This is a genomic window from Microbacterium sp. 13-71-7 (assembly GCF_002257455.1).
Lineage (GTDB): Bacteria > Actinomycetota > Actinomycetes > Actinomycetales > Microbacteriaceae > Microbacterium.
In genome coordinates this window covers 1-22,159 of sequence record NZ_NCKN01000044.1, presented here as the reverse complement: position 1 = coordinate 22,159, position 22,159 = coordinate 1, and the positions used below count along the sequence as shown (strand labels likewise).

Annotated in this window: 20 protein-coding genes and 1 pseudogene; 5 read left to right on the top strand and 16 right to left on the bottom strand. The window is 69.5% G+C overall.

From position 1 onward, the window contains the following. From B7X32_RS06490 to rpsF, 11 genes and pseudogenes are all read right to left on the bottom strand, one after another. Nucleotides 1-385 (bottom strand): annotated as a pseudogene (locus B7X32_RS06490) (hypothetical protein); the annotation flags it as partial. 22 nt (nt 386-407) lie between these two features. Next, nucleotides 408-1,097: a hypothetical protein gene (locus tag B7X32_RS06485; RefSeq protein WP_292717758.1), complete on the bottom strand. Its 690-nt coding sequence runs from the start codon at nt 1,095-1,097 to the stop codon at nt 408-410. A gap of 247 nt (nt 1,098-1,344) precedes the next feature. Continuing rightward, nucleotides 1,345-2,022, bottom strand: a complete 678-nt coding sequence (locus tag B7X32_RS06480) for a response regulator (protein ID WP_292717757.1) — start codon at nt 2,020-2,022, stop codon at nt 1,345-1,347. Continuing rightward, a complete protein-coding gene (locus B7X32_RS06475; RefSeq protein ID WP_292717755.1) occupies nt 2,019-3,602 on the bottom strand; it encodes a sensor histidine kinase in 1,584 nt (527 codons plus the stop codon). Before B7X32_RS06475 ends, B7X32_RS06480 begins: the two co-directional genes overlap by 4 nt. Nucleotides 3,603-3,697: 95 nt before the next feature. Next, entirely contained in the window at nt 3,698-5,302 is a 1,605-nt protein-coding gene (locus tag B7X32_RS06470; protein ID WP_292717753.1) for a tripartite tricarboxylate transporter permease, read from the bottom strand. Then, the gene (locus tag B7X32_RS06465) at nt 5,302-5,868 is read right to left on the bottom strand and encodes a tripartite tricarboxylate transporter TctB family protein (protein ID WP_292717750.1); all 567 of its coding nucleotides are present in this window, start codon (nt 5,866-5,868) and stop codon (nt 5,302-5,304) included. Before B7X32_RS06465 ends, B7X32_RS06470 begins: the two co-directional genes overlap by 1 nt. A gap of 81 nt (nt 5,869-5,949) precedes the next feature. Continuing rightward, on the bottom strand, nt 5,950-6,966 hold the full coding sequence (locus B7X32_RS06460; RefSeq protein WP_292717748.1) for a tripartite tricarboxylate transporter substrate-binding protein: 1,017 nt from the start codon (nt 6,964-6,966) through the stop codon (nt 5,950-5,952). Nucleotides 6,967-7,203: 237 nt separating this feature from the next. Next, complete coding sequence (rplI, locus tag B7X32_RS06455) at nt 7,204-7,656, bottom strand: 50S ribosomal protein L9 (protein ID WP_292717746.1); 453 nt, start codon at nt 7,654-7,656, stop codon at nt 7,204-7,206. An 11-nt stretch (nt 7,657-7,667) separates the two neighbouring features. Further along, a complete protein-coding gene (gene rpsR, locus B7X32_RS06450) occupies nt 7,668-7,922 on the bottom strand; it encodes a 30S ribosomal protein S18 (RefSeq protein WP_040168021.1) in 255 nt (84 codons plus the stop codon). A 71-nt stretch (nt 7,923-7,993) separates the two neighbouring features. After that, a complete protein-coding gene (locus B7X32_RS06445) occupies nt 7,994-8,506 on the bottom strand; it encodes a single-stranded DNA-binding protein (RefSeq protein ID WP_292717736.1) in 513 nt (170 codons plus the stop codon). Nucleotides 8,507-8,511: 5 nt separating this feature from the next. After that, nucleotides 8,512-8,877, bottom strand: coding sequence for a 30S ribosomal protein S6 (gene rpsF, locus B7X32_RS06440; protein ID WP_292717734.1), 366 nt, complete (start codon nt 8,875-8,877; stop codon nt 8,512-8,514). 293 nt (nt 8,878-9,170) lie between these two features. Between rpsF and B7X32_RS06435 the strand changes: the two genes are divergently transcribed. From B7X32_RS06435 to B7X32_RS06425, 3 genes are all read left to right on the top strand, one after another. Further along, nucleotides 9,171-10,022 (top strand): class I SAM-dependent methyltransferase, encoded by an 852-nt coding sequence (locus B7X32_RS06435; protein ID WP_292717732.1) that lies wholly within the window; start codon nt 9,171-9,173, stop codon nt 10,020-10,022. 4 nt (nt 10,023-10,026) lie between these two features. Beyond that, nucleotides 10,027-11,001 (top strand): hypothetical protein, encoded by a 975-nt coding sequence (locus B7X32_RS06430; RefSeq protein ID WP_292717730.1) that lies wholly within the window; start codon nt 10,027-10,029, stop codon nt 10,999-11,001. 139 nt (nt 11,002-11,140) lie between these two features. Then, nucleotides 11,141-12,292: a hypothetical protein gene (locus B7X32_RS06425; protein ID WP_292717728.1), complete on the top strand. Its 1,152-nt coding sequence runs from the start codon at nt 11,141-11,143 to the stop codon at nt 12,290-12,292. Nucleotides 12,293-12,429: 137 nt separating this feature from the next. Here the strand turns inward: B7X32_RS06425 and B7X32_RS06420 are convergent, their stop codons facing one another. The 5 genes from B7X32_RS06420 to B7X32_RS06400 form a co-directional block, all read right to left on the bottom strand. Beyond that, complete coding sequence (locus B7X32_RS06420; RefSeq protein WP_292717726.1) at nt 12,430-14,172, bottom strand: ABC transporter ATP-binding protein; 1,743 nt, start codon at nt 14,170-14,172, stop codon at nt 12,430-12,432. Continuing rightward, nucleotides 14,169-15,182 carry an ABC transporter permease gene (locus B7X32_RS06415; RefSeq protein WP_292717724.1) on the bottom strand — a complete coding sequence of 338 codons (1,014 nt, stop codon included), beginning with the start codon at nt 15,180-15,182 and terminating at the stop codon, nt 14,169-14,171. Before B7X32_RS06415 ends, B7X32_RS06420 begins: the two co-directional genes overlap by 4 nt. Before the next feature lies 1 nt (nt 15,183). Then, nucleotides 15,184-16,260 carry an ABC transporter permease gene (locus B7X32_RS06410; RefSeq protein ID WP_292717722.1) on the bottom strand — a complete coding sequence of 359 codons (1,077 nt, stop codon included), beginning with the start codon at nt 16,258-16,260 and terminating at the stop codon, nt 15,184-15,186. A 111-nt stretch (nt 16,261-16,371) separates the two neighbouring features. Continuing rightward, complete coding sequence (locus B7X32_RS06405) at nt 16,372-18,006, bottom strand: ABC transporter substrate-binding protein (RefSeq protein ID WP_292717720.1); 1,635 nt, start codon at nt 18,004-18,006, stop codon at nt 16,372-16,374. Between the two features lie 207 nt (nt 18,007-18,213). Next, entirely contained in the window at nt 18,214-19,110 is an 897-nt protein-coding gene (locus B7X32_RS06400) for an Lrp/AsnC family transcriptional regulator (protein WP_292717717.1), read from the bottom strand. Nucleotides 19,111-19,321: 211 nt separating this feature from the next. Between B7X32_RS06400 and B7X32_RS06395 the strand changes: the two genes are divergently transcribed. Next, nucleotides 19,322-20,644, top strand: coding sequence for an MFS transporter (locus B7X32_RS06395; RefSeq protein WP_292717715.1), 1,323 nt, complete (start codon nt 19,322-19,324; stop codon nt 20,642-20,644). Further along, nucleotides 20,641-22,159 (top strand): amidohydrolase (locus tag B7X32_RS06390; protein WP_292717713.1); only part of this gene is annotated, 1,519 nt, incomplete at its 3' end. The genes B7X32_RS06395 and B7X32_RS06390, both read left to right, overlap by 4 nt.

The following is a 22,159-nucleotide window of genomic DNA, read 5'->3' as shown; positions in this document are numbered from 1 at the left end:
ACTGCGGCGGCCCGTACCACCCCGCCAGCCCCTGATCGGGACTCAGCCAGCCGTCCCCATCGAGCTGGATCCTGTTCACATCCGCATCGATCAGCGGCGCGCCCCCCTGAAGCACGGTCACGTGCACGGGCGTCCCTGCGATGTCCTGCAACGGCGCCGGAGTCGGCGCGGCAGCCGCGGTCGGGCTCGGCGAAGGGGCCGGCGCGACAGGCGTGGCAGGCGCGACGGTGCGTGTCGGCGAGGCCGGCGACGTGGACATCGGGACGTCGCCGAGTGCGGATCGCGTCGCGCTCCAGAGCAGCACGGCCGCTCCGCCCGCGAGGAGCCCCACGACGAGCAGGGCCACCGCGAGGCGGCGGCGCGTCGCGGTGGCCCTGTCGTTCATGATGTGCCGTTGCGGGTGCGGCTCAGCCGCGGCGGGAGCGGATGAGCAGCCCCGCTCCGGTCAGCGCACCGGCCGCGATGACCCCCAGACCGGCCGCGAGCACCAGCACCGCGGTCTGGTCGCCGTCGGTCTGCACGGTGGTCGGCACGATGTGCGTCTCGGGCTCGACGACGGGCGGTGCGACCACGGGCGGCGTCACGACCGGCGGCGTCACCACCGGCGGCGTCACGACCGGGCACGTCACGGCGTCGTGGTGCACCGTCTTGTAGACCGCGGGGATCTCAGGAGTCCCGGGAACCGCCGGGGTGTCGACGACCTCGGTCGCCGTCCAGTAGAAGTAGTCCGCGTTGCCGGGGGTCCCCGCCTGGAAGATCGTGTTCAGCGGGTCGTCCGAGTGTCCGGGGAAGTACGCCTCGGTGTTCTTCTGCCACCCGTCGCTCGGCGGGATGTCGGAGGGCGCCGGGCCGTCCGGCCCGCCCTTCCAGGAGTAGCGCTGGTACTCGGTGTGCGTGACGGCGGGCGTACCCGGCGTGGCCGGCACCGCGGGTGTGACGAGCACCTGCTCGTCCGACGCGGGCATCGGCGTGCACGGTGCATCCTCCGCGGATGCGCCCGGCACCGTGATCAGGATTCCTGCGACGGCGAGCGACATCGCCCCCGCCGCACAGGCGGCCTTGCGGAGCGCCCCAGCGCCCCATTTGTTCGTAGACATCTCCCCAGCTCCCCAGCTCGGTGATCGGTGACGATCACACGCATCCGGGTACGAAGAGATCGGCGGAGTGTCCGACGGACACCGCGAATCCAGTTCCCCAAGTTCGTCGGGTCCCACCCCGTCAAGAGTTGCCCACGCCCCAGCCCGTGCAATCTTTGAGGCAAACCATACCGGTCTTCCGGCATACGGGCAATGGATCCGGCAGAACCCGACGGAGCCGGGCTCCGGCGCCCCGCCCGAGGCCTGTCTAGCGCCGGATCGCCCGGTAGCGGTTCTCCGGACGCCCCACCGCACCATAGCGCGGGGCGACCTCGGCCTGCCCGATCGTGGCGAGGTGGTCGAGATAGCGGCGGGCGCTCACCCGCGACATCCCCAGGGCGTCGGCGATCTCCGCCGACGACATGTCACCCTCTGCGCCGTCGAGCAGAGCGGCGACCCGCTGAAGGCTCGAGGCCGAGAGGTTCTTGGGTGCGGCCGCGGCATCGTCGGCTCCGCCCCCCAGCATCAGATCGACCGCCCGCTGATCGAGATCCGCATCCCCCGCCGTCATGCTGAGCGCCCGCTGTACCTCGTTCAGCCGGCGGTGCAGATCCGCCTTCGTGAAGGGCTTCACCAGATAGTGCCGCACGCCCAGCATCCGCGCGCGGCGGACGGTCTCGAGGTCGCGGGCCGCGGTCACCGCGATCACCTCCACGTCGGTGCGCGTCGTCCGCAGCCGGCGCAGCAGCTCCAGTCCGTTCAGATCGGGGAGATAGACGTCGAGCAGCAGCAGATCGGGGCGATGGTGCTCGATCTCCCTGAGGCCCTCCGTCGCGGTGTGCGCGACCGCGACCGCCTCGAAGCCGGGATGGGCGTCGACCAGCGTCGCGTTGAGGGCGGCGAGCATCCGATCGTCCTCGACGATCACGACCCTGGCGGGGCTCATCGCGCAGCCCGCGCCTCGAACGACCACGGCACGTCGACGACGAAGCGCGCGCCTCCGATCGCGGAGGCCTCGGCGACCGCCGTGCCGCCCAGCCGCTGCGCCACACGCTTGACGATCGTGAGCCCGATCCCGCGCCGCTCCTTGCGCGGCACCGATCCCTTGTCCGAGACGTCGATCTCGAAGACCGCGTCGCGCAGATGCGCCGGCACGCCGGGACCGTCGTCGTCGACGCTCACCGTGATCCGATCCGGCGCGACGTCGTCCCTGATCCGCAGCACCACGCGCCCTCCCCGGGACTCCAGGGCCTCGATCGCGTTGTCGAGCAGGTTGCCGACGATCGTGAGCAGGTCGTCGTCCTGCTCGACCTCGCGCAGATGGGATTCGGGATCCACGATCAGGTCGATCCCGAGCTCCTGCGCCCGTGCCGACTTGGCCAGCACGAGCGCCGAGACCTCGATGTCGTCGATGCCGTGCATCAGCTGCCCCGTCGGAAGGGCCCCGCCTCCGCCGACGCGGTGGATGAAGGACAGCGCCGCGTCGGTCTGGTCCGTCTCGAGGAGGCCGCTGAGCACCTGCAGCGTGTTGAAGAACTCGTGGGACTGCGCCCTCAGGTCATCGGCGAGACTGCGCGCGCCGCTCAGGTCGCGCAGCGTCTCCTCGAGCTCCGTCCGGTCGCGGAGCATCGCGATGTGGCCGACGTCGCGATCCTTCACGCGCGCCGCGGCGCCGTGCACCACGAGCACGCGCTCGCCCGAGAGCACGGGGGTCTCCGCGGTCTCGCCGGAGAGCAGGAACCGCGCCAGCTCCTCGTCGAGCACGTCCGCCGCGTCCTCGCCCAGGATCTGGTCCGACTCCACGCCGAGCAGCCGGGCTGCCGCATCGTTGACCACCACGAGCCGACCGTCCGCGTCCACGGCGATGAACCCCTCCTGGATCCCGTGCAGCATCGCCTCCCTGGTGTCCAGCATCGTGCGGATCTCCTCCGACTCGAGGCCGTAGATGCGCCGGCGCAGCAGCCAGCCGATCCACACCGAGCCGATCACGCCGATCACGGCGGCGGCGATCGGCGCGATGATCAGACCGGGGAGATCGTCGACGAACTGCGCCTGGAGATCCACCTCGAAGATCCCGACGGAGACGATCCCGATGACCGTGCCTTCCGGCCCGTGGATCGGGACCTTCACCCGCCAGGATTCGCCCAGCGTGCCCGTCTGGGTCTCGATCTGGACCTTTCCGGAGAGCGCGACCGAGGGATCCGTCGAGACCTTCTCGCCGATGCGCTCCGGATTCGGATGCGAGTAGCGGATGCCGCGATCGTCGGTCACGACGACGTAGCTGAGGCCGGACGACTTCCGCACGGCCTCCGCGACCGGCTGGATCTGCCCCTGGGGATCCTGCGCCAGCAGCGCCTCCACCACGGTCGGCAGGCCGGCGACCGATTGCGCGATCGCGACCATGCGATCCCGGTAGGCGTCCCGGTTCGCCTGGGCGGCGAGGACGGCGGCGACCGCGCCGGTCCCTGCGACGATGACGAGCACGATGGCGATCTGCAGCACCAGCAGCTGCGTGCTCAACGACATCGATCGACGCACGTGACCAGTGTCCCACGGGGCATGGCGACGCGCGCCGGAGGCAGGGGCCTCCGTGCGGGCGCCGCTCGTGCGCTGAGCGATGCTCATCTCCGGTCGCTCTGCGTGCGCGCCGCCTCCCGCTCCGGCGCGGCGTCGTCGGCCGGCTCCGGCACCTCGATCGTGGGGGTCAGCGTCGTGGGCAGACCTCCCACCTCGACCAGCACGTCCCGCTTCGACGGGCGGCGGCGCAGCACGAAGGTGAGGACGAAGACCAGGGCGAGCGTGCCGTAGATCGCCCAGGTGAACGGCGTGGAGATCAGCGTGCCGGGATCGCCGCCGGCGATGTCGAGCGCGCGCCGGAACTGCACCTCCGCGATCGGCCCGAGGATCGCCCCGACGATGAGCGGCGAGACCGGGTATCCGAACCGGCGCATGACGTATCCGAGCACGCCCAGCACGAGGAGCAGGCCCACGTCGAAGGTGGAGCCTCCGGCGGCGTACGCGCCCAGCACCGCGAAGGTCGCGATCCCGGCGAACATGTACGGCTTCGGGATCTTCAGCAGCTTGACCCACAGGCCCACGAGCGGGAGGTTGAGCAGCAGCAGGATCGCGTTGGCGACGACGAGGCTCGCGATGAGGCTCCACACCAGCGGACCGTTGGTCTCCAGCAGCTGGGGTCCGGTCTGGATCCCGTACTGCTGGAACGCGACGAGGATCACCGCGGCGGTCGCGGAGGTCGGGATGCCGAGCGTGAGGAGCGGCACCATGGTGCCGGCCGCGTTCGCGTTGTTCGCCGCTTCCGGCCCTGCCACGCCCTCGATCGCGCCGTGGCCGAACTCCTGCGGGCGCCGGGACAGCCTGCGCTCCAGCGTGTACGACAGGAAGGTGGGGATCTCGGATCCTCCAGCGGGGATGACGCCCAGGGGGAAGCCGATCGCCGTGCCGCGCAACCAGGGCTTCCACGAGCGCCGCCAGTCCTCGCGGTTCATCCAGCGTCCTGCGAACGGCATCACCTTGAAGACCAGGGTCGACTGGTGCGCGACCACGTAGAACAGCTCGCCGATCGCGAAGAGCGCGACGATCAGCACCACCGTGTCGATGCCGTCGAGCAGCGGAAGCAGGCCGAACGTGAGGCGCTGCTGGCCGCTCTGGAAGTCGATCCCGACGAGCGAGATCGCGAGTCCCACCGCCATCGAGATGAGTCCGCGCAGCGGCGAGCTGCCGACCAGCGCGCTCACGGTGAGGAAGGCGACCACCATGAGGGCGAGATAGTCCTGCGGGCCGAGCTGCACCGCGATGTCCACGATCCATGGCGCGAAGAACGCCACCAGCATCGTCGCGATCGTGCCCGCGACGAAGGAGCCGATCGCCGCGGTCGCCAGAGCCGTGGCCCCGCGTCCCATGCGCGCCATCCTGTTGCCGTCGATCGCGGTGATGACGGATCCGGATTCGCCCGGCGTCTTCAGCAGGATCGCGGTCGTCGATCCGCCGTACATCGCTCCGTAGTAGATGCCGGCGAACATGATGAAGGCCGCCGACGGGTCGACCGAGTAGGTGAGCGGGAGCAGCAGGGCGATGGTGAGCGCGGGCCCGATCCCCGGCAGCACGCCCACGAGCGTCCCGACGATCGTCCCGATCAGTGCGAACAGCAGGTTCTGCGGCTGGAACGCCAGCTCGAACCCGTGCATGAGTCCTTCGAGGCCGGGCATCAGATGATCCCTTCCAGGAAGCCCGCGGGCAGATCGATCGAGAGCAGTCTCGTGAAGGAGAAGAAGATCACGCAGGCGGTCGCCAGGGCGATCACGAGCGCGATCAGATACCGGCGGGATCCCATCGCGAGGGAGATCAGATAGAACATCACGGTGGTCGCGGGGATGAAGCCGAGCGGCTCCACGGTGAACAGGAAGAACAGGAGCCCTGCGGCGGCGATGCCGAGTGCGGTCCAGTGCGTGCGGGTGACGTCGACGTCGCCCTCGGCCTGCTCCGGCTCCCCGCGCCGGCCGCGCGCGAGCTGGACGGCCAGCACCACGGCCAGCACCAGCAGCAGGCTTCCCACGACGATCGGCATGAAGCCGGCGCCGATCCCGGAGGCGGAGGTCGACTGGCGCTGGCCGAGACCGTCGAGGAGGACGATCCCGCCCAGGACGAACACCGCCGCGGCGACGGCCCACTCGCCGATCCCCCTCGTCGGTGTCGGATCAGGACCCTTCCCGTGGTCCTCAGGGTGCGGGTCCTCGTGGGTGGCGGTCCCCTGATGCGAGGAGAGTTCGCTCATCGGATGCTCCTTCATGCGGCTGGATACGGCGCGGGCACGACGGCCCGCGGAGGAGGATCCCCTCCTCCGCGAGCGCCGGTGCTACTTCGCGAGACCGAGGTCCTTGAGGACGCTCTGCACCCGGGTGTTCTCGGTCTTCAGCCAGCCCGCGAACTCGTCACCGGCGATGTAATTGTCGAGCCACTCGTTCTTCTTCAGCTCGGCCTTCCACGCGTCGCCGGCGTGCATCTTCTCGATCGCGGCGAGGTACTGGGCCCGCAGCTTGGCGTCGATCCCTCCCGGCGCCATGATCGAACGCCAGTTGGCGAACTCGAGCTTCGGGTCGATCTCCCCCGCCGCTTGGGCGAACGTGAGGGCGCCGTCGTTCTTCAGCGACGACACGAGCAGACCGGTCAGCTCGCCGCTCTCGATCTGCGCCGCGAACTCGCCGGTGCCGGCGATGCCCGCCTGCACCTTGCCGCCGAGCAGCGCGGTGGTGGCCTCGCCGCCGCCGGAGTACGGCACGTAGTTGACGTCGGAGGGCTTCACGCCGTAGTGCTGGGCGAGCAGGCCGATGAAGAGGTGGTCGGCGGAGCCGGCGGATCCCCCCGCGATCGCGACGGACTTGGGATCCTTCTTGATCGCCGCGAAGAGGTCATCGGCGTTCGCGAACGGAGAGCCCTTGGGCACCACGATCGCCTCGTGCTCGCCGACGAGACGCGCGATCGGGCTGAGGTCGTCGAGGGACACGGAGGTGCCGTTCGTGACGACGCCGCTCATCATCGCGAGCCCCGACATGATCATCAGGTCCTTCTGGCCCTTCTTGGGCGCGACCTGGGCGAGCGCGACGGTGCCCGAGGCGCCCGGCACGTTGTTGACCGTCACGGTCTTGGCCAGCTCGTCCGTCTGCAGCGCGCCCTGGGTCGCGCGTGCGGTCTGGTCCCATCCGCTGCCCGGCGCGGCCGGCGCGATCAGCTCGAGGCGGGTGAGCGGGGCGAACGCCGCGGCGCCGGAATCGGCGGAGGCGGTCTTGTCGGTCTTCGGGGAGCTGCACGCCGTCAGGGCGAGGAGCAGAACCGTCCCCACCGCCGCGGCCTTGGCGAATGTCGAGATCTTCACGGACGATGCCTTTCATGTCACCGGCGCCCTCGCCGGTGTGCGGAGCCGGCGACGCTGCCGGACCCGTTGAATGTACTGAGGCGTCTCCCGCGGAAGCGGTTCTGGTCATTAAGAAAAGCCGCGGCCGCGCACCGGCTGGCCCGGGACGCGCGCCGCCGAGCGGGCGCGCATCGCGGATCCGGATACGCGAAAGGGGCCGCCTCCCGAAGGAGACGGCCCCTGACAGGGCGTGCGCGCTTACTTGGCGGCGACGACCTGCAGCGTGATCACGGCGGTCACGTCGTCGTGCAGACGAACGGTGGCCTCGTGCTCGCCGACCGACTTGATCGGCGTGGTGATGTGCACCTTGCGCTTGTCGATCGCACCGATGCCCGCGGCCTCGACGGCGGCGGCGACATCGGCGGTCTTGACCGAGCCGAACAGACGGCCCTCGGCGCCGGCCTTGACGGCCAGGCGGACCTTGGCGGCCTCGAGCGCGTTCTTCAGCGCCACGGCGTCGTCACGGTCGTGGATCGCGCGCGCCTGACGGGCGGCACGGATCTGCTCGACCTGCTTCTCGCCACCGCGCGACCACGCGACAGCGAAACCCTGCGGCACGAGGTAGTTGCGGGCGTACCCGTTCTTGACCTCGACCACGTCACCGGCGCTACCGAGCCCGGCGACCTCATTCGTGAGAATCAGCTTTGCCATGTCGGTACCCCTTAGCGGCCAGCGCCGGCGTAGGGCAGGAGAGCCATCTCGCGTGCGTTCTTGATCGCCTTGGCGATCAGACGCTGCTCCTGCACGGACACACCGGTGATGCGACGGGCGCGGATCTTGCCGCGCTCCGAGATGAACTTGCGGAGGGTCGCGACGTCCTTGTAGTCGATGACACCCACGCGGATGGACTTCGCGGGAGCGGCGTTCTTCGCGCCCTTCCGCGGCTTGCGGCGGTCGCCGCTCGACTTTCCAGCCATGAGTCTTCCTTACGAGAAATGGTTTTCGGATCCGTCAGGATCCGGAATCTTGTTGTGTCCGGAGACGACGCTCAAAAAGGCGTGTCGTCGCCGAACGAGCCGGGAGTGCTCCACGCATCGGCGCTCGAGGAACCGGGCGTCGACCACGGCTCCTCCGAGGCCTGCTGCTGCGGACGTCCGCCGCCCTGGCCGCCCTGGAAGTTCCCGCCGCCGCCGTTCGAGGCGGCACGGGTGACCTGGGCGGTCGCGTAACGGAGCGAGGGGCCGATCTCGTCGACCTCCAGCTCGATCGCGGTGCGGTTCTGGCCTTCGCGGTCCTGGTAGGAGCGCTGACGCAGGCGTCCGGATGCGATGACCCGCATGCCCTTCGTCAGCGAGCCCGCCACGTGCTCGGCGAACTCGCGCCACACGGACGCACGGAGGAACAGCGCATCGCCGTCCTTCCACTCGTTCGCCTGGCGGTCGAAGGTGCGCGGCGTCGAAGCGATGGTGAAGTTCGCCACCGGCAGCCCGTTCTGCGTGTAACGCAGCTCGGGGTCGGCGGTGAGGTTTCCCACCACGGTGATGACGGTCTCGCCGGCCATGATCCTTAGACCTTCGCGGCCTTGGGCTTGCGAGCGGCCTTCTCCTCGGCCCGCTTGGCCTCGGCGGCGACCATCGCCTGCGCCTCTTCAGCGCGCAGCACCTTGGTGCGGAACACGAGCTCGCTGAGGTTCAGCTGACGGTCGAGTTCGTTGGTGGCATCGCTGGTCGCGGTGAAGTTCACGACGACGTAGATGCCCTCGGTCTTCTTGTTGATCTCGTAGGCGAAACGGCGCTTGCCCCAGATGTCGACCTTGTCAATCGAGCCACCATCGTTGGTGATGACCTTCAGGAACTTGTCGAGGTTGGGGGCAACCTGGCGCTCGTCCAGCTCGGGGGTCAGAATGACCATGAGCTCGTACTGGTGCGTCACTTACCCACCTCCTTCGGACTAGAACGGCTTCCGGGACTTTCCCGGAAGCAGGAGGGTGTGTAGCACGTGCCGGGGCATGATTCGCCCAGGCAACCTGAACAGCTTAGCGGATCCGGCCGGGTGCGCCGAATCGGGCGCGTGTCGTCGTGTTGCGCCGGGTCACGGCCGCCCGTGCCACAGATGCGCGACCGGACCACGGATGCACGACGGAATCGGCGGATCCGTCGTGCATCCGTTCATCCGTCGTGCATCCGGACGGGTCGGGCTCGGGAGCGGCCGGGTAGCGTGGCGGCATGAGCGAACCCGTTGTGAACGCTGTGCGGATCGACTGGGAGCCGGCGCGGGATGCCAATCGTGAGAACTGGGACGACCGCGTCCCGTTGCACGCGGAGGCTTACGGGCTCGAGGCGTTCGATGATCCGGCCCACCTCTCCGACGTCGTGCGCGAAGACGCCGCGGCGCTCGCGCCGTTCCTGCCGGAGGGCTTCGCCGGCCTCGAGATCTGCCACCTGCAGTGCCACATCGGCACCGACACCCTCTCGTTCGCCCGGCTCGGCGCGCGGGTGACGGGGGTCGACTTCTCCGCCCCGGCCCTGGAGACGGCTGCCGCGCTCGCTTCTCGGCTCGGCATCGACGCCGACTGGGTCGAGACCGATGTGCTCGACGCCGCGGCGGCGGTCGGAGCGGAGTTCGATCTCGTCTACACGAGCATCGGCGCCATCTGCTGGCTGCCCGATCTCGAACGCTGGGCGACGCAGGTCGCCGGGCTGCTGCGACCCGGCGGCGCGTTCTACATCCGTGACGGGCACCCCACGCTGTACGCGCTCGACGAGAGCCGCGACGAACCGGTGCTCCGCTATCCCTACTTCGAGACCGGGGAGGCACAGGCCTGGGATGACGACAGCACCTACGCCGGCGACGGCACCGTCGCGCATCCGCGCACCTACGAGTGGCCGCATCCCCTCTCCTCGATCGTGAACGCCCTGATCGGGGCCGGTCTGCGGATCCGCCGCCTGGACGAGGGCAGGACCCTGCCGTGGCAGTTCAGTCCGCGGATGCTGTCCACGGACGACGGATTCGTCTGGCCGGACGCGGAGCGCGACCTGGTCCCCTGCACCTTCACGATCGTCGCGACGAAGGACTGACGGCATGCGCTGGGAAGACGACGTCGAGGTCGGCCGCTGGATCAGGGATCGACTTGATCCCGTCATCGGATCCGACATGCACTCGGTCGTCCCGCGCGGGTTCGAGGCGTATGCGCGGATCTTCCACCCCGCCTGGGTGCGGAGCGTGCCGGGCGGGGTCGTGCCCACGCAGGACGAGCTGCGCGCGATGCCGGAGGACGAGGAGGAGCGGATCCTCTCCGGGCTCCGCGACGAGCAGGCGACGTGGGCGGACGCGGCCGCGGCGTTCGGCACGGTGCTGCATCCGCTCGCGCAGTGGAGCCGGATCGTGCGGACGCCCGAGGGCGAGGACTGGCGTCACCGCCGCGCTCCCGACGGCCGGGAGTTCCACGGCCCGATCGAGGGCGATCTGCCTCCCGCGCTCCTGGCCCCCGTCGCCGAGCACCTGGTGGCGCACACGACCACGCCCGACGAGGGTTTCGCGGGCGTCTGGGAGGGGCACGGCGGCCTGCTGGGCGGCTTCGGGTCCACCGGTCGCGCCTTTGTGACCTTCACCGACGACCCCGTCGAGGCGCACGCGGCCATGCTCGCCGAGAGCATCCACGACCCGTTCAACAACCCGTACCAGAAGGCGGTCTGGCACGACGGGATCCTCTCCCGCGAGGTCTCCGAAGGCGCGCGCCTCGAGCTCCCGCAGCGGGAGCACGTGCTCTTCACCGCGCCGCCGCGCACGTTCGCGGATCCGGACTGGGTGGCCTTCGTCCCCTGGAGCGACAAGATCGCCGAGGAGCGGGGCTTCCCGCCCAGCGCGCTGCATCCGAACCTGATCTGGCCGGCGGATCACGCCTGGATCCTGGTCAGCGAGATCGACTTCGACTCGACGGTCGTCGGCGGATCCGAAGCCGTCGTCGCCGCCCTTTGCGCAGACGAGCGGCTCGAGGCCCTGCCGATCCCCGAGGGCGCGAACCTGCAGTGGGACGCCGACGAGGTGAATCCCTGAGCCGGCCGGCCGGAATCGGCGCCGCTCAGGCCACGCTGCCCCGGGGCACGATCCAGCGATGCGAATACGCGAGCTCCGACATCCGTGCCGGAGCGGCGGCCATCGCTCGAAAACCGGGCTCCCGGATTAGCGTGGACGGGTGACCACTCCGCAGCCGGGCACCGCAGCCCCGTTCGACGCCCGTGCGCTGACCGAGCCGGTCGACCGCGCGCGGCTCGCCGCGTGGTCGCGTGAGGCCAGGGCGGGCGGGCAAGGTCCTCGCATGGGCCAGATCGTGCTCTTCCTCGTGATCGTCCTGTTCATCGCCTTCATCGGGTTCGCCGTGTTCGGCGTCTTCCTCACGATCGCGCTCGGCTCCTCCGCCGGCGTCGTGGTGCCGCTGCTGATGCTCGTCGTGATCGGCCTCGCCGTGTGGGGCGGCATCGCGTGGTGGAACCGGCAGCTCGTGCGGGGATACCGCCTGGCCGGGTTCGCGAGCGCGAACGGCATGACCTACCTGCCGGAGCTCAAGGATCCGCAGCTGCCGGGGATGCTGTTCGATCTCGGGCGCAGCCGCGTCGCGAAGGATCTCGTACGCGGCGTCTCACCGCGCTTCGTGGAGTTCGCGAACTTCACGTACACGACGGGCTCGGGCAAGGACAGCGAGACCCACGACTGGGGCTACATCGCGATCAGGCTCGACGTGCCGCTGCCCAACATCGTGCTGGACGCCCAGTCCAACAACGGGTTCTTCGGATCCAACCTGCCCGCGAGCTACGACGCGCACCAGCGGCTGTCGCTCGAGGGCGACTTCGACCGCTTCTTCGCCCTGTACTGCCCGGCCGGCTACGAGCGCGACGCGCTCTACCTGTTCACGCCGGACATCATGGCCCGGTTCATGGACAGCGTGTCGTCCTTCGACGTCGAGATCGTGGACGACTGGCTCTTCCTGTACGCCCAGAACCGGCAGGTGAGCACCCTGGATCCGGCCGCGTGGGCGCAGATGTTCGGCACCGTCGGCGCCGTCCTCACGAAGCTGCAGCAGTGGGCGCGCTGGCGCGACGAGCGCCTGCGCGCGACGGATCCGACCGGATCCGGCAGCCCTCAGGCCGCGGTCGCCGCATCGGCCCCCGCCCTCTTCGCCGGGCCGGTCGCGCCGACGCCCGGCGATCCCGCCCAGCCGTGGTCTCCCCCGCCCGGCGTCGCACCGGGCGGTCGCCGGCTCAAGCGCGCCTTCCCCTGGGTCTCTGTGCTGGTGTTCGCCGGCGTCGGGATCTCGTGGCTGGTGTTCCGCATGATGCTGGGGCACTGACGCGGCACCCCCTCCCTGCCGCCGCCGTCCGTGCGACGAAAAGCACACGATGCGACGTTCCGCACACTGGATCACTGGATCCGTACGCAGAACGTCGCATCGTGTGCGAATCGTCCGGGTGTTGAACGACGGGTATGTCAGGCCCCGCGCCGCACCGCCTGCCAGAGGGCGCGGCGCTCGGCCTGCTCCACCGGATCCGGCACCGGAAGGGCCGCGAGCAGCTCCTTCGTGTAGGAGTTCGACGGATCGTTCAACACCTGCGCGGTCGTGCCCTGCTCCTGGATCCGGCCGTGCTGCAGCACGATGATGCGGTCGGAGACGGCGTCGATCACGGCGAGGTCGTGGCTGATGAACAGCGAGGCGAAGCCGAGTTCGGCCTGCAGCTGCACGAACAGGTCGAGCACCTTCGCCTGCACCGAGACGTCGAGCGCACTCGTGGGCTCGTCCGCGATGAGCAGCTTCGGATCCAGGGCCAAGGCGCGGGCGAGCGAGGCGCGCTGGCGCTGTCCGCCGGAGAGCTCGTGCGGGAAGCGGTCGCCGAAGTTCGTCGGCAGGCGCACCGCGTCGAGCAGCTCGTTCACGCGGGCGCGGGCGGCGGCGACGCTCGACGCCTTCCCGTGCACCACGAGCGGCTCGGCGATGCACTCGGCGATCGACAGCAGCGGGTTGAAGCTCGTCGCCGGATCCTGGAACACGAACCCGATCTCGGGGCGGAGCGGGGTGAGCTGGCGCTGCTTCACCCCGTTCATCTCCAGGCCGAGCACGCGCAGCGATCCGCCGACGACCGTGGTGAGGCCCACCACGGCGCGGCCGATCGTGGTCTTCCCCGATCCGGATTCGCCGACCAGGCCCACGACCTCGCCGGGGCCGACGTGGAAGTCGACGCCCTTGACCGCGACGACCCCGCCCCGGCCGAAGCGGCCGGGGTAGCCGATCTCGCACGCGCGCGCCACGATGAGGCTGCCTTCCGGGGCCTCATCCGCGGCGTGCGGCGTTTCGTCTCGCTGCGGTCGCTCGACGACCGATGGTGCATCCAGGGCCGACTTGCCCTGGCCGACGTGCGGCACGGCCGCGAGCAGCTCCCGCGTGTACTCCTGCTGCGGGTTCGCGAACAGATCCCGCACCGGGGCCTGCTCGACGATGTCGCCGCGCAGCATCACGACGACGCGATCGGCGAGGTCGGCGACCACGCCCATGTTGTGCGTGATGAGCACGATCGTCGCGCCGAACTCGTCGCGGCAGGCGCGCAGCAGCTCGAGGATCTCCGCCTGGACCGTGACGTCGAGAGCCGTGGTCGGCTCGTCGGCGATGATGAGCCCCGCGTTCAGGACGAGGGCCATCGCGATCACGATGCGCTGCTTCTGCCCGCCGGAGAACTGGTGCGGGAACTCGTCCACCCGCTTGTCCGGATCCGGGATGCCCACCTTGCGGAGGATCTCGATCGCCCTGGCCCTCGCCTCCTTCTTGGAGAGCCGGCCGTCGTGGTGCGCACGCAGGCCCTCGGCGATCTGCCAGCCCACGGTGTAGACGGGGTTCAGCGCCGTGGACGGCTCCTGGAACACCATCGCCGCGTCGCGCCCGCGCATCGCGCGCAGCTTCGCCGCCGAGGCGTGCACGACGTCGGTCTCGCCGCCGCGGCCGCGCACGATGACCGCACCCGACATGGTCGCGGTCTCCGGCAGCAGGCCGAGCAGCGCGTTGGCGGTGACGGTCTTGCCGGATCCGGACTCGCCGACGATCGCGAGCACCTCGCCGGCGTGCGCCTGGATGTCGATGCCTTTGACCGCGTCGACGGGGTCGCCGTCGGTCGCGAAGCGGACCTTGAGTCCGCGGATGTCCGCCACATCGGGCAGGCCGGTGTTCATGGTCGTGCCGGTCATGCCGCACCTCCCGCGCGACGGCGGGTGCGCAGTCGCGGATCGCTCAGGTCGTTCAGGCTCTCGCCGACGAGGGTGATGCCGAGCACCACCAGCACGATCGCGAGGCCGGGGAAGATGGACGTCCACCAGATGCCGCTGGTGACGTCCGCGATGGCGCGGTTCAGGTCGTAGCCCCACTCCGCCGCCGAGGTCGCCTCGATGCCGAAGCCGAGGAAGCCCAACCCGGCGAGGGTCAGCAGCGCCTCCGAGGCGTTCAGCGTGATCACGACCGGCAGCGAGCGCGTCGAGTTGCGCAGCACGTGACGAGTCAGGATCCGTCCGGTCGGAACGCCGATGACCTTCGCCGACTCGACGAACGGCTCGGCCCGCACGCGCACGACCTCGGCGCGGATCACGCGGAAGTACTGCGGCACGAACACCACGGTGATCGACAGGGCCGTGGCCATGATGCCCGACCACAGGTTCGACTGGCCGTGGCTGATCACGATCGACATGACGATCGCGAGCAGCAGCGAGGGGAACGCGTAGATCGCGTCGGCGATCACGACGAGGATCCGGTCCAGCCAGCCGCCGAAGTACCCGGACACGAGGCCGAGCGCGATGCCGATGAAGATCGAGCAGGCGATCGCGGCGAGGATGACGAGCAGAGCGGTCTGGGATCCCCAGATCACGCGCGAGAAGACGTCGAATCCGCTCACGGTGGTGCCGAGGATGTTGGTGGCGCTCGGCGGCTGCTGCGTGCCGAACTTCACGCCGTTCGCGGACTGCTGCGCCCACGAGTACGGGGCGATGACCGGCGCCAGGATCGCGACCAGCACGAAGACGCCGGTGATGACGAGGCCGGTGACGAGCATGCCGCGCTGCAGACCCACGCTCTGGCGCAGCTGCGAGACCACGGGGAGCCGCTCGCTCCAGCGGCGCTTGCGGGGCGCCTGCGCGGCGAGCGCCTCGGTCTTCGGCGTCGGCAGGTCGCGGTCGATCACGGGTTCGGGTGTGTTGTCGACGGTCATCTCAGTACCTCACCCGCGGGTCGATCATGGCGGCGACGATGTCGACGATGAAGTTCGTGACCGCGACGATCAGCGCGATCATGACGACGATGCCCTGCACGGCGACGAAGTCGCGGGCCTTCAGGTACTCGCTCAGCATGAACCCGATGCCCTTCCACTCGAAGGTCGTCTCGGTGAGGATCGCGCCCGCCAGCAGCAGCGCGATCTGCAGGCCCATGACCGTGATGATCGGGATGAGGGCCGGCCGGAACGCGTGCTTGGTGACCAGGCGGTACTCGCTCACACCGCGGGAGCGGCCCGAGGTGACGTACTGCTGGCCGAGCGTGCCGATCACGTTCGTGCGGATGAGCCGCAGGAAGATGCCGGCGGTCAGCAGGCCGAGCGCGAGAGCGGGCAGGATCGCATGCCAGAGCACGTCGAGGATCGCCGGTCCGTTCCCGAGCCGGATCGCGTCGAGCAGGTAGATGCCGGTGGGGGTGCTGACACCGCTCATCAGCAGCTCGGTCTGGGTGCTCGCGCGCCCGGAGACCGGCATCCAGCCGAGCCACACCGAGAAGACGAGCTTCAGCAGCAGGCCGACGAAGAAGATCGGCGTGGCGTAGGCGAGGATCGCCATGATGCGCAGCGACGCGTCCTGCCACTTGTCGCGGCGGTGCGCGGCGACGAGGCCGAGCGGGATCGAGACCGCGAACGCGACGATGAGCGCGTAGATCGCGAGCTCGAGCGTGGCGGATCCGTAGGTCAGCAGCACCGTGGTGACCTTCTGGCCGTCGGTGATGGTGGTGCCGAAGTCGCCGTGCAGGATGTTGCCGAGGTATTCGAAGTACTGGATCAGGACAGGGCGGTCGTAGCCGGCCTGATGCACGCGCGCGGCGAGCTGGTCCGGAGGCAGGCGGCCGCCGAGGGCCGCGGTGATGGGGTCGCCGGTGACCCGCATCAGGAAGAAGACCAGGGTGATCAGGATGAGGACGGTGGGGATGATCAGCACGAGGCGGATCAGGATGTAGCGCCACAGTCCCCCTCCGGAGGACTTGGGGCGCGTCGCCACGGGATCTGCGGCGAGGACATCAACGGCCATGGAGAACCTTTGTGAGGAGGTGGGGAATGACGGTCGCCGAACCCGTCGAAGGGCCCGGAGACGAGGACGGGGCACCGTCGCGAGTGCGGCGGTGCCCCGTCTGAGGGTGCGCTACTTCGTCAGCGGCGCGTAGCGGAACTTGAACGAGGCGTCGAGCGTGGTGCCGCTGACACCCGTCCCGACGACCGCGACCTGCTTGCCCTGCAGCAGCGGCAGGGTGGACAGGTCCTTCGCGACCATGTCCTGCACCTGCGCGAGGTCGGCCATGCGCTTGTCCTTGTCGGTCTCGGTCTGCGACTTCACGATGAGGTCGTTGACCGCGGTGTTGTCGTAGTGGTTCTTCAGGAAGTTGTCCTTCGTGAAGAACGGCGACAGGTAGTTGTCGGCGTCGGAGTAGTCCGGGAACCAGCCGAGCTGATAGGCCGGGTAGACGTCGGCCGTGCGGTCCTTGGAGTACTGCGTCCACTCCGTGCTCTGCAGGTTGACGGCGAACAGACCGCCCTGCTCGAGCTGCGCCTTGATCGCGGCGTACTCGTCACCCGAGGACGGGCCGTAGTGGTCGCCGTTGTACTGCAGGTTCAGCGTGATCGGGGTCGTGACGCCGGCGTCGGCGAGGACCTTCTTCGCCTTGTCGAGCGAGGGTCCGCCGTTGCCGTCGCCGTACATCGACTTCAGCGGCTGGGTCGCGCCGGCCATGCCGTCGGCGACGAAGGAGTACAGCGGGCTGTAGGTGTCCTTGTAGACGTCCTTCGCGATCGCCGCGCGGTCGACGAGGTCGGCCGCCGCCTGACGCACGGCCTGGGACTTGGCCGGGTCGGCCTCCGGCGTGCTCGCGCCGTAGGGCATCGTGTTGAAGTTGAAGACGATGTAGCGGATCTCGCCGCCGGGGCCCTCGACCAGCTTGACCTTCTTGTTCTTGCCCAGGTCCGCGGTGTCGGTGGCCGACAGGCTGCGGAAGGCCACGTCGATGTCCCCGTTGCCGATCGCGAGCTTCAGGTTCGACGCGTCGGCGAAGTACTTGACGTTGACCTGGCTGTTCGCGGCCTTGCCCAGCTCTCCCTGGTAGCCGTCGTACGGCTTGTAGGAGATGAGCTGGTTCTTCTTGTAGTCGGTGATCTGGTACTGGCCGGCGAAGGCCTTGCCCTTGACGATCGTGTCATCGTCGGTCACCTTGTCGGCCGAGAACACCTTCTCGTCGACGATGGGAGCAGCGGGGCTGGAGAGGATGAGCGGCCAGATCTGGTCGTTGCCGTTCTTCAGCTTGAAGACGACCGTCGTGGGGTCGGGAGCCTCGGTGGAATCGAGGTTGCCGAGCAGCACGGCCGGGCCGTTGGGGTCGTTGATCTTGACCATGCGGTCGAAGGAGAACTTGACCGACGCCGACGTGAGCGCGTCGCCGTTCGCGAACTTCAGGCCCTTCTTGAGCTTCACCGTGTACTCGGTCGGCGAGGTGAACTCCGCCGACTCGGCGATGTCGGGGGTGACCTCCGCCGTGCCGTACTTGCTGTTCATGAGGAACGGGTAGACCTGGTTCATCACCGCGAACGAGCCGTTGTCGTACGAGCCGGCCGGGTCGAGGAACGTGATCTTGTCGGTCGTGCCGACGGTGATCGTGCTGCCGGAGGCCCCTCCGGTCGAACCCCCGCCGCCCGTGCTGCTCGTCGCACAGCCCGCGAGAACGAGGGCTGTGGCGCCGAGCGCGCCGATGGCGAGGCCGAGACGGCCTCGAGTGCTGTGGAATGACATATACACCTCTGTATCGGTTCCGTGGCCGCAGTTCATCGCGGCCGCAACATCCATGGCCGTCAGGGTTCACGGCGCACGGGACACCCGATTGTAGGCACGGGTCGGCGATTCTCGGGAGATCCGACGCCGAGACGTGACCTCGACCGCAGATCTTCCTGCGGCGGCGCCGGCGCGGATCCGTCCGGCGCCGACCCCCGGGATCCCGCGCTATTCCGCGGCGTGCGGGAACTGGCGGGCGTAGTCCTCCTTGAGCACGGCGAGGTGCAGCCAGGCCTCGGTGTGGGACACCCCCGGGAGCGAGCGCAGCTGCTCGAGCCCGGCGTGCAGCGCGCCGGGCGAGGGCTCCACGAACGTGATCACGGCGTCGAAGCGACCGATCGTGCGCGCGGCGAAGTCCACGCCGGGCCAGGTGCGCACGATCGAGAGGACGGCGTCGTCGTCGCCGAGGAGACTGAGCCCGACGCCCATCGACTGCCTCCGGTGCGCGGGGCCGCGGGCCTCCACGGCCCCGATCTGGATGACGTGCGCGGCACGGAGCCGCTGCACCCTGGTCGCGACCGCGGAGGGCGACAGTCGCACGACCTCGCCGAGGGCGCGGAAGCTGATCCTTCCGTCCTCCTGCAGCAGCTCGATCAGCGCGGTGTCGGTCTCGTCCAGCACGATGTCGCCGCGGTAGCTCGAGACGAAGGGTCCCTTCACGACCGAGGTGTAGACGAGCGTGTTCACGTCGAGCACCTGCGGGATGGCCCTGATGTCCTCGATCACCGCGTGCAGCTCGGCCATCGTCCCCAGGCGCACCTCGGCCACGAGGTCGTAGACGCCCCCGATCGCCGACACGAAGACGGTCTCGACCCGGGCCTGCAGCACCTCCGCGACCCCGGCGCTCGCCCCGGCCGTGCGGATCGAGACGTGCGCGATGACGTGCTGCCCGAGGAAGAAGGGATCGACCGCGCCGATGATCCGGATCGTCCGATCGTCCAGGAGCAGGCGCAGTCGCGCCGCCACGGCGGTCCTGGTCTGGCCGAGAGCCGCGGCGAGCGAGCGGATGCTCGCACGTCCGTCCTCGCGGAGCGCCCGGATGAGTTCTGCGTCGAAATCGGTCATGATGCAGGCGATCCCCGACTTTCCCTGTTTGGATTCCGAAGCTGTCACAATCGCAGCCCGAGGCCCACGAACGACGTGAAACGGAATCAGGATGCGAGCTATCGCGAACATTACTTCAGTTACAGCCCCTGTGCACGCAACTTATGACATTGCGCGGGTACCGATCCGGTCATAGCATCCTTCGCATCCCTGACACCGCAAAGGAGCGGGCATGACCTCCACCCACGCAAAGGCCCGGCGCGCCGGGCTCGCGGCCTTCGTCGGCACCACGATCGAGTGGTACGACTTCTACGTCTACGCCACCGCGGCGGCCCTCGTGTTCGGCCCGCTGTTCTTCCCGAGCAAGGACCCGCTCGCGGAGACCTCGGCGGCGTTCGCCACCTTCGCCGTGGCCTTCCTCGTCCGTCCCATCGGCGGCATCCTGTTCGGCCACATCGGCGACAAGCTCGGCCGCCGGGTCTCGCTCGTCATCACCCTGCTGCTCATGGGCGCCTCGACGGTGCTCGTGGGATGCCTGCCCACCTATGAGAACGTGGGCTTCCTCGCCCCGATCCTGCTGATCCTGCTGCGCGCGATCCAGGGTCTCGCGGTGGGCGGCGAGTGGGGCGGCGCCGTGCTCATGAGCGTCGAGCACGCCCCCGAGAAGTCGAAGACGTTCTACGGCGGCTTCACCCAGCTCGGCAACCCGGCCGGCGCCCTGCTCGCCTCCGGCATCTTCGCGATCATGTCGCGCGGCGGCGACGACTTCATCCTGCACGGCGGCTGGCGGATCCCCTTCCTGCTCTCGATCGTGCTCATCGCCGTCGGGCTCTGGGTGCGCTACCGCGTCGAGGAGTCGCCGGTCTTCGAGCAGAAGATCGAGGGTCGCAAGCAGTCGATGCCGCTCGCCTTCGCGCTCCGCGCCAACTGGCGCCCGATCCTCCTCGGCATCGGCATCCTGCCGATCTCCACGGGCGGCTACTACCTGGCCACCACCTTCGCGACCGCCTATGCGACCGGCGCGCCGATCTCGATCAGCGAGCAGGTGATCCTGGACGCGATGACGATCGCCTCGTTCGTGGAGTTCGTCGTGACGCTCCCGGTCGCATGGCTCGGCGACAAGTGGGGCCGGAAGAACGTCATGTACATCGGTCTGCTCACCTCCGTGCTGACCTTCGCACCGTTCCTGCTGCTCATGCCGGGTCGGGTCGAGCCGCTCATCTTCCTCTTCGCCTCGCTCGTGCGCATCGCGATGAGCGCGACCTACGCGCCGATCGCCGCGATCCTCGCCCAGATGTTCCGCCCGCAGGCGCGCTACACGTCGATCGCGCTCTCCTACGGCGTCGGCGCGGCCGTCTGGGCCGGTTTTTCCCCCTGGTTCGCCACCCAGCTGGTCGCCTGGACGGGCAGCATCTGGGCCGTCATCGCGATGTTCGTCGGCATGGCCGTGCTCGCCGCGATCTGCACCCGGCTGGCGCCCCAGCATTCCGACGAGGCCCCCGTCACGTCCTCCTTCACCGCCCGCACCGACACCACCGCGAACAGGCTGCCATGAGAAAGCTCGTCCCCTACGACCAGTCCCGTCAGATCGTCCCTCGGCTCGTCATCGCCCGCACGATCCATCTGCTCGACGCCTCCGCCACGACCGCGACCGCGCTGCTCGTCGACCGCGGCAGGATCCTCGCCACCGGCTCGCCGGCCGAGTGCGAGGCCGCCGCGGAGGCGGCAGGTCTGAAGCCGGAGCGGATCGACCTCGGCGACGCGACGGTCGTGCCCGGCTTCATCGACGCGCACGCGCATCCGCTCATGTACGGCCAGATGATGACGTGGGTGGACTGCGGACCGGAGAAGGCGGGCAGCATCCCGGAGATCGTCGCGCTGCTGCAGGCCGCGGCGTCGGAGCTCCCCGCGGGGCGCCCGGTGCGCGGCTACGGCTATGAGCACCGCAACCTCGCCGAGCAGCGCCACCCCACCCGGTTCGAGCTCGACCGGGTCGCGACCGACCGCGAGGTGTATCTCATGAATGCCTCCGGTCACGGGGGCGTCGTGAACTCGTACACGCTGGAGCGCAACGGGATCGACCGCGAGACGCCGAATCCCGCCGGCGGCGAGTTCTTCCGCGATGCCGACGGCGAGCTCACCGGCGAGCTGTCGGACGCGGCCTGCAACATCCTCACCGGCGTGCACGGCGTGAAGGTCGGCCATCACGGCCCGAACTTCCACCTCGCGGACGAGCCGGAGGAGCATCTGCGCCAGCTCGACGTCGCGACCTCCCGCTTCCTCGCGGGAGGCGTCACCGCGATCGGCGACGCGCAGGTGAGCCGTCGCGAGTTCGACATGTACCTGCGGCTCGCGCAGGCCGGGAGGCTGCCGCTGCGGGTGTCGATGTACCTGCTCTCGCACCTGCTCGACGAGGCGCTGGAGATGGGCCTCGTCGGTCAGTTCGGCAACGCCCACCTCAGCTTCGCGGGCATCAAGTTCTACGCCGACGGCACCCTCGGCGGCTGGACCGCCTACTTCCCCGACGGCTACGTGGGGGATCCCTGCCGCACCGGGCAGCTCTATCACGAGCCCGCCGACTACGCCGCCCTCATCCGGCGCGCGCACGCGGCAGGACTGCAGACCGCCACGCACGCCCAGTCGCCCACGGCGATCGAGATGGTCGTCTCGGCGATCGAGGCCGCGCTCGCGGAGAACCCCGATGACGACGCCCGGCATCGCATCGAGCACTGCGGGCTGCCGACCCCGGAGCAGATCGCGCGCATGGCGGCCGCCGGCATCCGCCCGGTGAACCAGCCGCAGCACTACTACAACTGGGGCGAGGGGGTCGAGGAGGCGATCGGCACGCCGGGAGAGCGCTTCAACCCGCTGGGCGAGTTCGAGCGCGCCGGGGTCCCTGTCACCATCTCGTCCGACGCCCCCGTCGCCGATCCGATCCCCCTCGAGGCGATCCAGGCGGCCGTGACCAGGGTCACCCGCCGCGGCCACAGGCTCGGTCCGGACGACCTGCGGATCTCCGCGCTGTCCGCCCTCCGCGCCCACACGATCGAGGGCGCCGTCTCGCTCGGCC

What these genes read in the sequence shown, in the direction of transcription:
- B7X32_RS06485 (WP_292717758.1), bottom strand. Translation starts at nt 1,097, where the DNA reads ATGTCTACGAACAAATGGGGCGCTGGGGCGCTCCGCAAGGCCGCCTGT.
- B7X32_RS06480 (WP_292717757.1), bottom strand. Translation starts at nt 2,022, where the DNA reads ATGAGCCCCGCCAGGGTCGTGATCGTCGAGGACGATCGGATGCTCGCC.
- B7X32_RS06475 (WP_292717755.1), bottom strand. Translation starts at nt 3,602, where the DNA reads ATGTCGTTGAGCACGCAGCTGCTGGTGCTGCAGATCGCCATCGTGCTC.
- B7X32_RS06470 (WP_292717753.1), bottom strand. Translation starts at nt 5,302, where the DNA reads ATGCCCGGCCTCGAAGGACTCATGCACGGGTTCGAGCTGGCGTTCCAG.
- B7X32_RS06465 (WP_292717750.1), bottom strand. Translation starts at nt 5,868, where the DNA reads ATGAGCGAACTCTCCTCGCATCAGGGGACCGCCACCCACGAGGACCCG.
- rplI (WP_292717746.1), bottom strand. Translation starts at nt 7,656, where the DNA reads ATGGCAAAGCTGATTCTCACGAATGAGGTCGCCGGGCTCGGTAGCGCC.
- rpsR (WP_040168021.1), bottom strand. Translation starts at nt 7,922, where the DNA reads ATGGCTGGAAAGTCGAGCGGCGACCGCCGCAAGCCGCGGAAGGGCGCG.
- B7X32_RS06445 (WP_292717736.1), bottom strand. Translation starts at nt 8,506, where the DNA reads ATGGCCGGCGAGACCGTCATCACCGTGGTGGGAAACCTCACCGCCGAC.
- B7X32_RS06435 (WP_292717732.1), top strand. Translation starts at nt 9,171, where the DNA reads ATGAGCGAACCCGTTGTGAACGCTGTGCGGATCGACTGGGAGCCGGCG.
- B7X32_RS06430 (WP_292717730.1), top strand. Translation starts at nt 10,027, where the DNA reads ATGCGCTGGGAAGACGACGTCGAGGTCGGCCGCTGGATCAGGGATCGA.
- B7X32_RS06420 (WP_292717726.1), bottom strand. Translation starts at nt 14,172, where the DNA reads ATGACCGGCACGACCATGAACACCGGCCTGCCCGATGTGGCGGACATC.
- B7X32_RS06415 (WP_292717724.1), bottom strand. Translation starts at nt 15,182, where the DNA reads ATGACCGTCGACAACACACCCGAACCCGTGATCGACCGCGACCTGCCG.
- B7X32_RS06410 (WP_292717722.1), bottom strand. Translation starts at nt 16,260, where the DNA reads ATGGCCGTTGATGTCCTCGCCGCAGATCCCGTGGCGACGCGCCCCAAG.
- B7X32_RS06405 (WP_292717720.1), bottom strand. Translation starts at nt 18,006, where the DNA reads ATGTCATTCCACAGCACTCGAGGCCGTCTCGGCCTCGCCATCGGCGCG.
- B7X32_RS06400 (WP_292717717.1), bottom strand. Translation starts at nt 19,110, where the DNA reads ATGACCGATTTCGACGCAGAACTCATCCGGGCGCTCCGCGAGGACGGA.
- B7X32_RS06395 (WP_292717715.1), top strand. Translation starts at nt 19,322, where the DNA reads ATGACCTCCACCCACGCAAAGGCCCGGCGCGCCGGGCTCGCGGCCTTC.